General features: G+C 44.5%; 12 protein-coding genes. 8 read left to right on the top strand and 4 right to left on the bottom strand.

Annotation, left to right across the window (positions count from 1 at the left end; genetic code table 11):
• Positions 1-9: 9 nt before the first annotated feature.
• Positions 10-1,260 carry an efflux RND transporter periplasmic adaptor subunit gene (locus ACHKAR_RS11110; protein WP_159585225.1) on the bottom strand — a complete coding sequence of 417 codons (1,251 nt, stop codon included), beginning with the start codon at positions 1,258-1,260 and terminating at the stop codon, positions 10-12.
• Between the two features lie 318 nt (positions 1,261-1,578).
• Here ACHKAR_RS11110 and ACHKAR_RS11105 point away from each other — a divergent pair, with 318 nt between their 5' ends.
• The 8 genes from ACHKAR_RS11105 (at position 1,579) to ACHKAR_RS11070 (ending at position 12,251) form a co-directional block, all read left to right on the top strand.
• A complete protein-coding gene (locus ACHKAR_RS11105; protein ID WP_159585226.1) occupies positions 1,579-2,253 on the top strand; it encodes a TetR/AcrR family transcriptional regulator in 675 nt (224 codons plus the stop codon).
• Positions 2,250-4,424: a peptidase domain-containing ABC transporter gene (locus ACHKAR_RS11100; RefSeq protein ID WP_395417477.1), complete on the top strand. Its 2,175-nt coding sequence runs from the start codon at positions 2,250-2,252 to the stop codon at positions 4,422-4,424. The genes ACHKAR_RS11105 and ACHKAR_RS11100 overlap by 4 nt, the downstream gene beginning before the upstream one ends.
• 1 nt (position 4,425) lies before the next feature.
• On the top strand, positions 4,426-5,778 hold the full coding sequence (locus ACHKAR_RS11095) for an HlyD family secretion protein (RefSeq protein WP_395417476.1): 1,353 nt from the start codon (positions 4,426-4,428) through the stop codon (positions 5,776-5,778).
• On the top strand, positions 5,775-7,208 hold the full coding sequence (locus tag ACHKAR_RS11090) for a TolC family protein (RefSeq protein WP_395417475.1): 1,434 nt from the start codon (positions 5,775-5,777) through the stop codon (positions 7,206-7,208). The genes ACHKAR_RS11095 and ACHKAR_RS11090 overlap by 4 nt, the downstream gene beginning before the upstream one ends.
• Before the next feature lie 151 nt (positions 7,209-7,359).
• On the top strand, positions 7,360-8,739 hold the full coding sequence (locus ACHKAR_RS11085) for a sigma-54-dependent transcriptional regulator (RefSeq protein ID WP_159585230.1): 1,380 nt from the start codon (positions 7,360-7,362) through the stop codon (positions 8,737-8,739).
• The gene (locus ACHKAR_RS11080; protein ID WP_395417474.1) at positions 8,729-10,102 is read left to right on the top strand and encodes a sensor histidine kinase; all 1,374 of its coding nucleotides are present in this window, start codon (positions 8,729-8,731) and stop codon (positions 10,100-10,102) included. The genes ACHKAR_RS11085 and ACHKAR_RS11080 overlap by 11 nt, the downstream gene beginning before the upstream one ends.
• A 32-nt stretch (positions 10,103-10,134) precedes the next feature.
• Positions 10,135-11,208, top strand: a complete 1,074-nt coding sequence (locus ACHKAR_RS11075; protein WP_395417473.1) for a glycosyltransferase family protein — start codon at positions 10,135-10,137, stop codon at positions 11,206-11,208.
• Positions 11,208-12,251 (top strand): hypothetical protein, encoded by a 1,044-nt coding sequence (locus ACHKAR_RS11070; RefSeq protein ID WP_395417472.1) that lies wholly within the window; start codon positions 11,208-11,210, stop codon positions 12,249-12,251. Before ACHKAR_RS11075 ends, ACHKAR_RS11070 begins: the two co-directional genes overlap by 1 nt.
• A 14-nt stretch (positions 12,252-12,265) precedes the next feature.
• On the opposite strand, the gene ACHKAR_RS11065 is transcribed toward ACHKAR_RS11070, so the two are convergent.
• The 3 genes from ACHKAR_RS11065 to ACHKAR_RS11055 form a co-directional block, all read right to left on the bottom strand.
• Positions 12,266-12,772 carry a phosphoribosyltransferase family protein gene (locus ACHKAR_RS11065; RefSeq protein ID WP_395417471.1) on the bottom strand — a complete coding sequence of 169 codons (507 nt, stop codon included), beginning with the start codon at positions 12,770-12,772 and terminating at the stop codon, positions 12,266-12,268.
• Complete coding sequence (locus ACHKAR_RS11060; protein ID WP_159585235.1) at positions 12,769-13,257, bottom strand: Lrp/AsnC family transcriptional regulator; 489 nt, start codon at positions 13,255-13,257, stop codon at positions 12,769-12,771. The genes ACHKAR_RS11065 and ACHKAR_RS11060 overlap by 4 nt, the downstream gene beginning before the upstream one ends.
• 109 nt (positions 13,258-13,366) lie before the next feature.
• The coding region (locus ACHKAR_RS11055) for a PKD domain-containing protein (RefSeq protein WP_395417470.1) at positions 13,367-15,818 on the bottom strand (2,452 nt) is incomplete at its 5' end.

The raw sequence follows: 15,818 nt of genomic DNA, 5'->3' as shown, positions 1-15,818 counted from the left end.
TTAGGTTTATTATTTAAATACTAGTTTGTCTTTGTCGTCGTAGCCTTCGTAAGAAGAGACTACTACTTTCTCCCCAGGTTGCAAGCCTTCTATGACTTCATAATATCTTGGGTTCTGTCTGCCCAGCCTGATTTGTCTTCTTACGGCCTCTGATTCATCAGCGGTCAGCACGAAAATCCAATTGCCTCCGGTGGTTTGATAGAAGCTTCCTCTTGGTATCTGTACTGCGGTAATATTTTCACTCAACTGCAACCTGATCTGCAGGGTCTGGCCTCTTCTGATACCCTGAGGGATGGTGTCAGTAAATACCATATCCACAGAAAACAGACCATTAGCCACTTCAGGGTATACTTTCGAAATCTGCAGCGTATAAGAACCTCCCGCGAAATCAAAAGTACCTGAAAGACCCTGATAAATTCTGGCAATGTAGTGTTCGTCTATCGCTGCCCTTACTTTGAAGCCATTCAGGTCGTCGATCTGCCCAATGTTCTGTCCAGGAGAGATGGATTCGCCCACTTCCGCATTCACAGTACTCAGGCTCCCTGATATAGGTGCTTTGAAGTACAGGTTATCCAGATTCTTCTTGATCATTTCCAGATTATCTCTGGTCCGATTGAGGGTAGATTCGGCCTGTGCTATCTGCAGTCGGGCATTCAGTGAATCAAACTTGGCTGACTCTATCTGAATAACCTTACTGTCAATCAGTCGATCATAAGCCCGCTTCAAATTCAGATACTCTTGTTCAGAAATGATCTTTTCGTCATAGAGCTCCTGTCCTCTGACATACGCATCTTTAGCTTCATCGATCTGGTAATCAAGCTCTATAAGGTTGCGTTTCAGTTCAAACTGGTTCCTCTTCAGGCTCAACTTGGTGTTTTCCAGGCTGTTCATCAGGATAAATGCCTGAGTCTCTTCCCGCACGAAGTTTTGCAAGAGGTCATTGTTTGAAAGCTTCAGAATAGTGTCACCTTTGTCCACCAATATCCCACCTTCGTAATATTTCTTCTCTACCACGCCACCTTCTATCGCATCCAGGCGAATCGTTTTGATGGGCATCACCGAGCCATCCACAGGAATAAACTCTCTGAATTCACCCTCCATCACAGTGGCAATGTTCACTTTCTCACGTTCCACATTCAGGCGGGAGCCTCCATCGGCAAAAATGAAACTGTATAAAATGAAGATGACGAACACACTGGCTCCACCCCAGGTAGCGATACGCTTTAACGTCCACTTTTTCTTTTGAATCTTTCGGTCCATATTCTTTGTCTAGTCTGTCCCCCCTATGCCAATTAAAGTGCCAATGATTGTAAATTGCTGAAATATAACGAGTTAGGGGATTATGGGATTATGAAGCATCTGTGCGCTTGTACAAAATGGAACAGGAAACTGTCCGCAAGCGGGCATAAAAAAAGGTTCAATCCGCTCCCGGACTGAACCTAAAGGTCAAAAACTCAAAATAAAAGAACTAATAGATATCAAAAATAACCTTTTTTATGACAATTCAAAGTTTTAAACAAAGTGTCATAGGAAAAGTTGATAGTATTACTATTATATTTATAAGTAAAAAAACTTAGTATGGTGGTATTACAATTGGTACTCAATAAAAATCTCTATTCAAAAGATCCCCAGTCTTCAGAATTGGGGCAACGGATTACCGAGCACAGTATAGAAATGATCCACCAACTGGGATTCGAAGGGTTCACCTTTAAAAAGCTTTCTGACAGGATAGATTGCACCGAAGCTTCCGTGTACAGATACTTTGAAAATAAGCACCGACTTTTAGTTTATCTCATCACCTGGTATTGGGCGTGGTTGGACTATCGGATCGAATATGAAACGCATAATCTGGAAGATCCAAAGACAAAACTCAGCCGTGCGCTACGGATCATTACCGAGAAAAAGATGAAAGATCCAGCCTTTCCTGATATCAATGAGGAAGCGCTGCATAAAATTGTGATTGCCGAGTCGCACAAAATATATCTTGCCAAGCAGGTGGATGAGGATAATAAAGACGGTTTTTTCAGAGGATACAAGTCTCTATGTAAAAAGATCGCTGAGTTTATCACAGAAATAAATCCGTCTTACCCGTACCCCAGTACCATTGTAAGCACGGCAATGATGGTGGCCAATCAGCAAATATTCTTTGCGGAACACCTGCCTTCACTCACTGAGCTTAGTAAAGAGGACGATCCATATATGGCCAATTACGAATTTCTGAAATCAATGATCTTTCAAACTATTGAAGCATGAATAATCATCAGATCATCAAAGTAATCCAGGAGTGTGCAGGTTACTTAAATCTAGAAGTGTCAAGTGATGTTGTTCAATCTCTGGAGAGGAACTTCAGGGAGTATGATAACCTCGATCTCATTGAGTTCATTCGGGATACGGTGGAGTCGGGAAATGATTGCGGCATTATTTTCCTGGAGAAGCACCTCAAAGAATCCCTTTTTCTGAAATCCATGAGTAGCCACAGTGCTCCGGTCATGGTATTTGCCAAAGACGATGAGCTGGCTCCGGTCCTCATCACTCGAAAAGGAAAAAAATACCTCTTCACAAAAATACGGGAAGAGGGAGTGGAAAAGTGGGAAGGGGATGATCTGACAGCACTGGACATGGCCTGTACAGAAAAACTTGAAGTCATTTTTCTGGCCATTTTTGATCATCAAAGTTTGGTGAGCTCAGACAAGGATTATCTGGATAAGACCCCGGTCTCTGCTGTCTACCGACTCTACAAGCTACTCGCCGCTGAACGTCAGGATATCCTGTATGTCTACATCTATGCCGCTCTCATAGGACTACTGGGATTAAGTCTGCCTCTTGGTATACAAGCCGCAATAGAACTGATCAGTGGGGGCGTGCTCTTTAGTTCAGTCTATGTGCTCATAGCATTCATCATCCTGGGTGTCATTGCCACGGGGGTGCTGCAGGTATTTCAAATCACCATTGTGGAATACCTGCAAAGAAGGGTATTTACCAAAGCAGCTTTTGAGTTTGCATTCAGAGTGCCTCGAATACAGATGGAGTCTGTGCTAAATCTCCACATGCCTGAATTGATGAACAGGTTCTTTGATGTGATCACTCTTCAAAAAGGTCTACCAAAGCTGCTAATCGATCTATCCACTGGTATCATTCAAATCATATTCGGACTGATCTTGCTGTCATTTTACCATCCCTTTTTTGTGTTTTTTGGTCTGGGGCTTTTGGGCACTCTATTCAGTATCTTCTATCTCACAGGTCCGCAGGGACTGAAATCAAGCATTGTAGAGTCTAAGTATAAATACAAAGTCGTCTATTGGCTGGAAGAAATGGCTCGCACCTTATATTCTTTCAAGCTGTCAGGTAACACTAACCTTCCGATCAAAAACACCGATTTGAATGTAAACAGCTACCTCAAACATCGGAGTGCTCACTTCAAAGTACTGATCAAACAATACTCCTTCATTCTACTCTTTAAGGTGGTAGTGACAGGTGGGCTCCTGATTATTGGAACTATCCTCGTCATCAATCGGGAGATCACTTTGGGCCAATTTGTGGCTTCAGAGGTGATCATTATCCTGATTATCAATTCGGTGGAGAAAATCATCATGTACATGGATGTGGTCTATGACATGCTCACGGCTGTTGATAAAATTGCCCAGGTAACAGACTTACCTCTGGAGCCTTCAGGGGGAATTGACATTCCCGCGAGCCAACTCAATGAAAAAGGGCTTTCGGTAGAAATAAAAAACCTTCAATATACCTACCCAGACAGAGATCATCCTTCGATCTCAGACATCAATCTCAGTATAGCTCCAGGCGAAAAAATTTGTATCTCGGGAGGGGGCAACTCTGGCAAAACCACCCTCACCAATGTGATCGCCGGCATACACACCAAATACGAAGGAGTGATCACCTACAACCGTTATAATCTGAAGGATCTTGACAGAACCCATCTGAGAGATCAGATTGGTAAAAATGTATCTCAGGAAGACATCTTTGAAGGAACCATACTTGATAATATCCTGGTAGGTAAGCCCTTTTCTAATATGAGTATGGCCATGGAAGCTATGGACAAAGTTGGGCTCATGGACCAAATCCATGAATGGCCGGAAGGATTCAACACCCCTATTCGAAGTGCCGGGAAAGGGTTTAGTAGTTCTTTTATCAACAAACTGATACTGGCCCGCTGTCTGGCCAAGCAGCCCTCCCTTCTCATCCTCAACGACTTCTTCAATAGCGCACAAAAACATGAACGACTCAAACTAATAGAAATACTCACCAATCCGGAAATAAAGCGAACACTCATAGTGGTATCAAACGATCCCCTCATTATGGCCGCAATGGACAGGGTGATCTATATGGACGCAGGTAAAATCATCGCTGATGACACTTTTGAAAACGTCTTGAAAAACGAAAATATTCTTAAAAATATCTACTGAGATGCTGAATATAACTGACGATAAAATAGACGATATGTTGGAGGAAGGGGATTTTTACTCCCTCCATACCCTAAAAACACCAGGTATGGGGCGTCTTCTGGCGAAGGTCAGCCTGACCTTAGTGGTATCCGCCTGTCTTTTCCTGTTTTTACCTTGGCAGCAAAACATTCGGGGCTCAGGCAAAGTGACCGCACTCAACCCTCAAAATCGGCCTCAAACCATTGAAAGCGCAATCTCAGGAAGAATAAAAGTCTGGAAAATAAGTGAAGGTCAGCATGTAACCCAAGGGGACACCATCCTTACCCTATCGGAGGTAAAGGATAAGTACTTTGACCCAAATCTACTGACACGGCTTAGCCAGCAGCTGGAAGCCAAGGAACAGGGACTTGCCGCCAAAATGTCCAAAAAAGAAGCTCTGGAAAGGCAAATCATCGCCCTGCAAGAGACTCGCGCTATCAAGCTGCGCCAGGCCAGAAACTATTTCCAGCAAAGCATTCTTAAGTTGGAAATTGACAGTATCGCTTTTGAATCTGAAAAAATTCAATTCGCCAACTCCGAGAATACTTTCGATCGAAACCAAAAACGCTACCAGGCAGGCAACATCACGCTCACAAAATTTCAGGAAATAGAATCCAAGTTTCAGGCCAGCAGAGCCAAATTGATCTCAGCAGAAAATAAATGGCTTCAAAGCAAAACCGAACTTATCAACTACCGCATCAGCATAGCAGGTACCGAAGCAGAATACCTGGATAAGATCAGCAAGGCTCAGTCCACAGTAAGTGAAACGCTAGCGGATATACATGCCACAGAGGGAGAGATCGCCAAAATCAAAAACGAATTTTCCAATATGGAAATTCGAAATCAGCAGTATCAAATTATTGCGCCCCAAACGGGCTACATTGTACGGGCCCTCAAAGCTGGAATTGGAGAAACCATCAAAGAGGGTGAAGCTGTGGCGACCATCATTCCTGATAGCGACGACCTGGCAGCCGAAATGCATGTAAGAGCGATGGATCTGCCATTCATCAGCACCGGGCGTAAGGTGAGGATCGAGTTTGACGGCTGGCCATCACTACAGTTTTCTGGTTGGCCCAATGCATCGGTGGGGACTTTTGGAGGAATAGTAAGTGTCATCGATCGGGTAGACAGCAAACCGGGATCCTTTAGAATACTTGTAGCCCCAGACCCTGAGGATGAAGCCTGGCCCGAGCAAATTCGGATGGGATCCGGAATAAAGGGCTGGGTCATGCTCAACGACGTACCCATCTGGTTTGAGCTATGGAGGCAACTCAATGGCTTCCCTCCCAGCATCTATGAAAATCAGCAAACCACGACAAATACTTCCAAAAAATGAGGGTTAAATGGATCATTCTCTTCCTGCTGCCAGCTTTCACAGGGTTTTCTCAGGTGCCTGATTCGGTGGCACTCAGCCTGGGCGATATTTTCGCGCTAGCCAAGGCCAACCACCCCATCATCAGGCAAGCGAAATTGCAAGATGACATGGCCGTAGCTGAACTCCTGTATACGAAAGGACAATTTGACCCGAAGGTTCAATCCAATTACAATGTCAAAAACCTTAACGGAACGGAGTACTACCAAAAGTTTAATAACGCACTGAAAATACCCACCTGGTTTCCACTTGATCCGAAAATAGAAGTTTACAGAAATCAGGGAGCATATCTGAACCCGGAGAGCTATGTGAGCAGCAGCCAGGACTACTGGCAAGTCGCCGCTGGTGTAAGCTTACCCATTGGAAAAGGACTCTTTATAGATGAAAGAAGAATGCTGGTGACTCAGGCCCGACTCTACTCCGGGCTGGCTCAAGCCGAAAAGATAAAGCTTATCAACAAGACCCTACTTACCATATCCAAGTCCTACTGGGACTGGTATTTGGCTTACAAAAAATATGAGCTCACTTCATCTGCCATTGAAATAGCCCGCGAGGTGTTGGCGAGGACTCAACTGGATTATGGGTTTGGAGAGGCGGCAGTAGTGGACACCATTCAGGCCAAAATAACTTATCAAGGTCGTCAAACCGATTTTGAAAAGGCCAAGTTAGAGCTCTTACAGTCGCAGTTGGCACTTTCGATTCACCTCTGGAGTGAAGAGGGGATTCCACTGGAGCTTTCAAGCGGCTCCTTCCCGGTCTCAGAAGATTCGGATTTCATGGTGCCATCAGATTCAGGCTTTCAAACACTGGTAGAATGGGCACTCAATAACCACCCGGACCTGCAAAAGCTCAGTACCAAAAGAGACCAACTCGAAGTAGAGCAAAGGTGGAACAAAGAAAGTCTGAAGCCAGAGCTGAATTTGAGCTATTCGCTAATCGATGCCCCGTTCAATGCCGACGGATTCGAGTCCCCAGACTGGGAGAACAACTATAAACTTGGTGTGGATTTTAGCATCCCCATCTTGCTCAGAAAAGAACGTGGGAAAATACAAAAAAACAGAGTGTACCAGGAGCAAATTGAATTTGAAATGTCTCAAACCAGACTGACCCTCAGCAACCAGCTCCAAAGCACTTATGCTGAACTCAAGACGAACCAGACCCTTGCTCAACAATTTTCAAATATGTCCCAAGGGTATCGGCAGCTATTTGAAGCGGAGATCTTTAATCTGGAAAGCGGAGAAAGCGATCTCTTCAAATTGAACATCCAGCAGGAAAAATACATCGGTGCCCAGATCAAAGCCCTTGAAGCTTTGGTGAAGTTTGAAAAAATGAGGTACCAGCTGCCTTACGAGGTAGGGCTACCCTATCTTTCCTATCAAGCACTGTACGAATAAGGACACCTCATGAAATAAGTGTACATTTACGGACAAGCAAAAACTCCGAAAATAGCCTTGCAACCAAAGCTGATCACTTTTTCTTAGTTGGCATAGTTTCTGGCTTTCATTCGGTGTAATTTTCAAATCAATACACAAAACACTGCTACCCGTGGATAAAGAACTAGGTAAAATTTTAATAATCGATGATGATGAGGATGTGCTGTTGGCAGCCAAAATGCTTCTGAAGAAACATGCCAAAGAAGTCCTGATAGAAAAGAACCCAAAGAAAATCCCTTTTCTGCTCAACAACGACACTTATGACCTGATTTTGCTGGATATGAACTTCAGCAAGGACATCACTAGTGGAAAGGAAGGTTTTTACTGGTTGGAGCAGATTTTGGATAAAGACCCACAGGCCGTAGTGGTGCTCATTACAGCTTTTGGCGATGTGGAAATGGCTGTGAGGGCCCTGAAGGCTGGTGCCACTGATTTTGTGCTCAAGCCATGGCAAAATGAAAAATTGATCGCCACACTCAATAGTGCCGCCAAACTAAAGGAGTCTTATAAGGAGGTTTCACAACTCAAGCAAACCAGCAAGCAGCTGCAGGAAGACAGCAACTTGGCTTTCAAGAACATCATAGGTGAGAGCAACGAAATCAAAGAAGTCTTCAAAATCATCGATAAGGTAGCTGGAACGGATGCTAACATTTTGATCCTGGGTGAGAACGGTACCGGTAAGGAGCTTATCGCCAGAGCTATTCACCAAAAATCTTTGAGAAAAGACAATGTATTCATTGGGGTAGACATGGGTGCCATCACCGAAAGTTTATTCGAAAGCGAGTTGTTCGGTCATAAAAAAGGGGCCTATACAGATGCCAAAGAGGATCGTGCAGGGCGGTTTGAGATCGCCAACAATGGCACCCTTTTTCTGGACGAGATTGGCAACCTGAATATGCCGCTCCAGTCCAAACTACTCACCGCTCTGCAGAAGCGTGAAGTCACACGGATCGGCAGCAACCAGTCGCTGCCCATAGACATCCGACTCATCTGTGCCACCAACATGCCCATCTATGAAATGGTGGGAGAAAGCACCTTCAGACAGGATTTACTTTATCGTATCAATACCGTAGAGATCCATTTGCCCCCATTGAGAGATCGGTTGGATGACATCCCTTTGCTGGCTAATCATTTTCTGGAAACCTACAATCAGAAGTATCGAAAGAACATTTCCAAGATTGCTCCAAATACGATCAAAAAACTCCAAAAATACAGCTGGCCCGGTAACATCAGGGAACTCCAGCATGCCATTGAGCGAGCGATCATCATGAGTGACACGGAAGTCCTAAGCCCGGATGATTTCTTCTTTTTGGCCCAAAAGCCAGAAAATAATAACACCGTAGAAGCTGATAATTTCAATCTGGATGAGGTAGAAAAAAATGTGATTCAGCGGGCTGTGAACAAGCACAATGGGAACATCTCGAAAGCAGCAAAAGAACTGGGTCTGACCAGAGCCTCACTCTACAGAAGGCTGGAGAAATATGGGTTATAACAAATTTCGATATCAACTAATCGGCCGGGTAATCCTGCTCGGCCTCACCATCTTTCTGTTTGCCAATCTCTTTTATACCGAGAGTTATACATTCAGTAAAATTCTCATATTCCTGCTCATTTGTGTGCAGGGGTATTACCTCTTTTATTCTCTGGAAAAGTCCAATAGGGAAATCATTGGTTTTTTACAAAGCATCAAATGGGACGACTTCTCGCACACTTATCCGGAGCGAAAGGAGGGGTCGAGCATTGATGAACTTTACAATGAGTTCAACGCTGTAATCAAAAAATTCAGAGAAATAAGAGCCGAAAAGGAGGCCAGCTATCAGTACCTCAAAACCATCGTTCAGCATGTGGGGATAGGCATTGTTACATTTGATGCTCAGGGCGAAGTGCAGATCATCAACACCACGGCGCGCACCCTTTTGGGTGTAAAACACCTCAAAAATATCAAACAGCTAAAGGTTATCAACGAGGAACTGGTAACAACGCTTCGGGAGCTTCGCACCGGAGGAAGGGATCTGGTGAAAATCTCCAAAACGGATGAGGACGAAATACAGCTGGCCATCTATGCGATTGAATTGTCCCTGCGAGGTAAAGAATTCAAGCTGATCTCCCTCCAAAACATCCAAAGTGAGCTGGAAGAAAAGGAAATGGAAGCCTGGCAAAATCTGATCAGGGTACTCACCCATGAAATTATGAATTCTGTCACTCCGATCTCCTCACTGGCACGCACCATAGAATCGGAGATGGAGGAGTGGCTCGATAATGGGCAGGACATCAATCAGATCAACAATGAGCAGATTAGTGACTTCCACACTGCCCTACACACCATCCACAGGAGAAGTGAGAGTCTGATCAAATTTGTGGGTGATTTTAGAAATATGACCCATATCACGCTCCCCAACCTGTCTCAGGTATGTATCAAAGAGCTGATAGGGCATGTGGTTTCGCTACTCAAACACGATTTTCAGCAAACCGGGGTGCAGTTGGTGCAGGACGTACCTGATTCGCTTTGCATTCAGATAGACGAACAGCAAATAGAGCAGGTAGTCATCAATATTGTGAAAAATGCCATTCAGGCACTTGGAGAAGTAGACGATGAAGGCATCCAAAAAACCCTGTGGATCAAAGCTTCTGAGCGGCCCGAGGGCGGCGCACTCATTTCCATCAGAGACAATGGGCCTGGCATCGAAGAGGAAGCACTCAAAAAGATTTTCATCCCATTCTACACCACCAAGAAAAGTGGATCCGGAATTGGGCTAAGTCTTTCCAAACAGATCATGAGAAATCACCGTGGGTCCATAGCTGTACGCTCTGTGATCAATGACGGTACAGAGTTTACCCTGAAATTTTCTCAGTAAATCACTATCTTAATTTCTCAATCCGAAACCAATTGAAATACATCTTCATCATACAAGGCGAAGGCAGAGGTCACATGACCCAGGCACTTTCACTCGCTAAAATACTCAGGCATCATGGCCATGAAATTACCAGGGTAATTGTGGGCAAAAGTGAGCGCAGATCCATTCCACAGTTCTTCACTGACAAAATTGGCACCGAGGTGGTGCCACTGGAAAGCCCAAACTTTGTCACAGACAAGCAGCAGAAGTCCGTAAAACCCTTTCGGACGATAGTCTATTCCCTGCTCAAAGCTCCCATTTACAAGAAATCAATGGATCGGATGGATGAGATCGTGCGTGAAGATCAGCCTGATGTAATTGTCAATTTTTACGATTTCCTGGGTGGGCTTTATAATTTTTCGCGGCGACCTAAGGCGTTGTTTATCTGTATTGCGCACCAGTACCTCATTAGTCATCCGAAATTTGATTTTCCTCCAAAGAGAAAGCTGGATAAACTCTCTCTACAAATGGGAAATAAAATCACCAGCCTGGGTGCCAACAAGATATTGGCGCTCTCCTTTCAGCTGTTTCAGGATGTACCAAAGAAAAAGCTGTATGTAGTGCCCCCATTGCTCAGGGATGAGGTAAAAGAGGCGCAGGTAACCAGCGGAGATCATTTTTTGGTCTATATGGTTAACCCCGGGTACTCAGCCGAGGTAGAAAACTTTCATCAAACTTACCCAGAGCAGGCCCTGCATTGCTTTTGGGACAAAAAAGAAATGCCCGAAGAGCACCAAATAGATGCCACCCTTACCTATCACCAGCTCAATGATGAGAAATTCATCTCTAAAATGGCCAGCGCAAAAGGATACGTCACCACCGCGGGCTTCGAATCAGTATGTGAGGCTATGTATATGGGTAAGCCTGTACTGATGGTGCCTGTGCAAGGCCACTATGAGCAGGCCTGCAATGCCGTGGATGCCATGAAGGCCGGGGCAGGTACTTTCAGTGAATCTTTTAATATTGAAAAGCTGTATCAATATCTACCCAATCATGTCGATATTAGTCGGCCATTCCAGCAATGGGCAGACCAGGCAACCGAAATGTTTCCCAAACACCTGAAGTAATGGCCATCATCAGCAAGAAAAAAATTCCCTATAAGATCAGCACTAGGCTGAGGGCATATCTGAATAAGTATGACCGGGAAATTGCCTTGCCCATCGCATATGACTCACTCCTGAGGTATGACAATTCCATACCCTTGTATGACAGAAATGGTAACGATACCCTGTGGGAGACCGTGCTATATCCGCAAGATGATATGGCGGATATTTATTTTGCGCTGAAAAAGATTTACTCGATCATGAAAGCAGATGGTGACGTGGGAGTCATGGACCACCTTTTCATTGACCGGGTGGATCTGTGCGTCTACGGCAATACACAACCCTTTAGAGTGAGGATTGTCAATCGCATCAACGACAACTTTGACTATTTCTATATCAAAAATGCTGATGCTTCCCGTCTCTACGGGCTGGAGCTGGAGCACTTGCTCTCCCCCAATAAAATCAGTTATGTGGTCTATAAAGACACACTGATAGAAGAACACATTGTGGGCATCCCAGCTGAACAGTTTATCAAAAATCACCTCAAAGACCCTAACCTGAATGAGACCAGGCTGGCCAAAGAATTTGTGAAGTTCAACGAACGGTGCTTTGTAAGGCTCCTTGGAGACATGCACTCCAGCAATTTTGTGATTGATATCACCCCTGATTTTGAAGAGGTAGACTACCGCCTGAGGGCCATAGATTTTGATCAACAGTCCTATGAAGGGCGTCGAGCGATCTATTTACCGCAGTATTTTAAGCAAAATAACCCCATCATTAAAATTGGACTGAAGTCTCTGACACCCGAAACCGTGCGTCAGTACCAGCGGGAGGAGCGTTCGCTGATCGCCAATAGGGTGAAAGTAGAGAAGATCAGAGTGGACGACCTGCTTAGCGCTATGACCCATGACCGGATATCTAAACCCGGGAACGTGGCTCGGCTTGGGGAAGAGTTAGCAGAATTTTATGAAGAAACGGAATTCATTCACTGCAAGAACATGGGTGAATTGGTGGAAATGAGTCTGGAAATGCTCATCAAAAAGCCCGAACTCTATAAAGATTACTAAAGGGCATAGGTCTTTTAATACAGGAACACGCCTACTGGATCTTCCAGCTTCACATCCACGTGTTCGTCTATGGTAGTGGATAGCTCATATCCTTTGTAGTTGGCAGAAAGGGGAAACTGTTTGTGGCTTCTATTGACCAACACTGCAATCTGAAGCTTCTTGACTTCCACTTCCAGCAATGCGCTCATACTATGCGCCATGGTTTTGCCGGTATTGAGCACATCATCTACCAGGATGATCACTTTCCCTTTCAGGTTTTTGGAGGGCACATCCAGTGTGACCTCCGAAGAAAGTGGCTTCTCTTTATTTATCTCAAGCTTGATCAAGCTGATCTTTACGCCTTCCGCTATCGCCGAGAGCTCACGCACAATCCTTTCAGCAAGTAAATAGCCTTTGTCATAAATGCCCACAACCACGATGTTCTTTTCATCAAAGTTGTTTTCATAAATCTCAAAGGCTATCCGCCTGATGATTTGATTGACTTGTACTTCAGATAAAATAAGATTTTGTGTAGCTATCATGACAATGGCACAGGCATCACTTTGCTGTCCTTGAAAGTAGAAAGAATCACCATAGACTGCAAGCTGTCTACCACATCGATCTCACTTACTTTTTCCAGCATGAGGCGCTGATAGGAGGTAATATCTTTAGAAATAACCTTTAAAATAAAATCTCCAGAGCCCGTGATGTGATGGCACTCGATCACTTCAGGAATCTGATTGATCTCAGCCAAAAAGATATCGATGTTCTTTTTGTTATGGCCCTTCAAAGTAACCTGTACAAAAGTGTGAACACCAAGGCCTATGCGCTCTGTATCCAGTTTGGCATGGTAACTCTTGATAATACCTGAATTTTCCAACTTTTTCACTCTTTCCAGCGTTGGGGCTGGGGACAGGCCTATATCTTTTGATAATTGGGCGTTGGTGATCTTAGCGTTTGATTGTAAAATCTCTAAAATCTTCCTGTCTATTTCGTCTAGCTTTAAGTGCAGTGAATTTAACTTCATTCCAAATTTTATTTGCTGCAAAGGTAATAATAATTATAAATATTTGGATTCTTTCGACTAATTCTCTTCGAATAAACAATCGATTTGCCGTTTCCCCTAAAAGCAGCGATTATTGCTTGATTACACGTGCCCGATGGGTTCCACCATTATATTTGATCGAAATAAAATAGGTGCCAGACTGTAAGGTCTGAAGGTTTATGGTGAAGGTAGTTAGCCCTGAAGGGCGGTTATAGAGGGTTTTCTGTTGTTTCACCTGTCCGGAAAGATCGAGTATGGTCAGTTCTACATCACCATCCAAAGGCAAAATCATCCGGATATGTGTACGCTCTGTTGCCGGGTTTGGAAACGCAGGCTCAAAAATCGTTCGGGCTTCCAGGTTAATACACCCTTCGTTATTCTCTGGTATTTGATCCGGCACATTATACGGAGCCACCAGGCTCACACACAGGTACCCTAGTTTGGACACTGATGGAAGGCTGACACTTAAACCAATGATCGCATCTTTCCCTTTATTGATCCGTTTGGTTACATTTTCCGAAAGGGTAAATTCATTTTCAAGGGTAATTTGCACCTCAAACAGCTCAACAGGCAGGTTACTTTTATTGCTCACATCCAGCAGGATTTTCTGGAGGCCTCCGTCTTCTATGAGCTGTATTTCATTTACCACCAAATCTACAACAGGCAAAATAGATTCAATCTGAGTGCTCACACTGTCCCTACAGCCATTCTCATTTGTGGCTACTAATTTCACCGTTTGCAAGCCTTCTGTCCCAAAGCTCAGCGATGGGGTCATCTCTTCAGAGGTGAGCTCTCCATTCACATACCATTTGTAGGTCTGTCCATTCACCGTTTCGTTTTCAAAAACCAAAGAAAATGGCGGCACCCCAAAGTCATTGGCAGGAGTGAAAGCCACCTCAGGTTTGGCGTAAACCTCCAAAGTCTCCGTGTGGGAAACCATACAGCCAAATGCGGTCTCCACTTCTAATGTCACATCATGCAGACCACTGACATCTGCAGGTATTTCGATTTTACGTCCATTGCCCACAAACCCTCCGTTCAAAAGCCATCTCCTCGAGATAATCGCATCGTTTATTGCTACAGACTGGTCAGATACCGTAATGACCTCATTCTCACACACTCCATCGATGAGGAAATCCAGCTCTGGCAATGCCAGTATCTCTAGAGTTTTGACTTGTTCTGCTGTGCAAAGGCTCCTGTTATTCACCATCAGGCTCACTTCATAGAGGCCCGGCTCCACAAAAGCATAGGTCAAAGTGTCATCGTCAGAGGCTTGAGTCACTCCATTGATCTGCCAGGTTCGGCTGATAATCTGATCAGGGTTCTTGGTTTGATCTACAAACGAAGAGAAGTCTCCCTGGCAGGCCTTTGTTATGGAAAAATCGACTTGAGGCTGACCCAGTACTTCGATAGACTCGCTATAAGTAGCAGAGCAACCATTGGAGGAAAAAACTGTCATCGTCACGGTTTGTGAACCCTCCCGGTCAAAGTACACGCCCGGATTTTTATCTTGCGAAACCGGTATATCTTCAATGTACCACTCCCACTCCACAATGTCGGCACCATTGACGATAGACACGTCGGACAATATGGTCTCATCACCCTGGCAAGCTATATCATATTCGAACTCTGGCTCAGGAATGGCTCCCACTATTACCTGTTTGGTAAGGAAATTTTCGCATCCATTCTCGTCAACATTGGAGACAGTCACATCATATAAGCCAGGTTCGGTATAAAAATGCTCTGGGTTTTCGGCTTTACTGATAAATCCATCCCCAAACGTCCATGCAAATGAAGTCCCTTCTGAAAAATTGGTAAACTCAGTAAACTCTCCATGGCAGGCGGTATCCGCCTGAAAGGCGATCTCTGGTAAAGGAAGGATAGTTACGGTTTTGGTAATAATCTCCGAGTCACACCCGGGAATAGATGAATACAGTGATATGGTCTTCTCCCCTGGCTGATCAAAGTTGAACACCGGAGATGTGGAGACCGTATCCCCGAGCTCTGTAGACCAGTAGTAACTTACTCCGTCCCCGTAATCCGAATCATCTGCCAGATTGGTAATAAAAACCCCGTCTCCCACACAGTAGGTGGTTTGGTCTGTGGAGAAGTCAGGCTCAGGTGGTCCTGGATAAATTGTAATAGTTTTCTTCGCTGTATTGCCACAAGAGGAACTATCTCCGATGGTAAGTATGACCCTATACTCACCCGCAATTATATACTGATAAGTAGGATTAGGCTCGCTACTGTCCTCTATGCCATCCCCATTAAAATCCCAGCTATAGCTCACTATGTCCTCTGGAGTACTACTCACTGAGGTAAAGGTATTCGCATTCGCTATACAGCGGTTTTCATCTACTGTGAAGCTGATGTCCGGAGCTACATCTCCGGTCACCGTAACTGTATCTACATCATATGATACATTTCCTGACTCATCTATGGCAGCCAAACTCACATAATAAGTCCCTGAAGATCCGTAACTCACCTCGATTGGCTCATACGAGGTGCTCTCTTTTATCGTAGAACTACATCCATTATCGAAA

The organism is Marinoscillum luteum, assembly GCF_044005705.1.
Classification (GTDB): Bacteria; Bacteroidota; Bacteroidia; order Cytophagales; family Cyclobacteriaceae; genus Marinoscillum; species Marinoscillum luteum.
The sequence above is the reverse complement of the archived record's forward strand: the minus strand, read 5'-3'. Positions and strand labels throughout refer to the sequence as shown.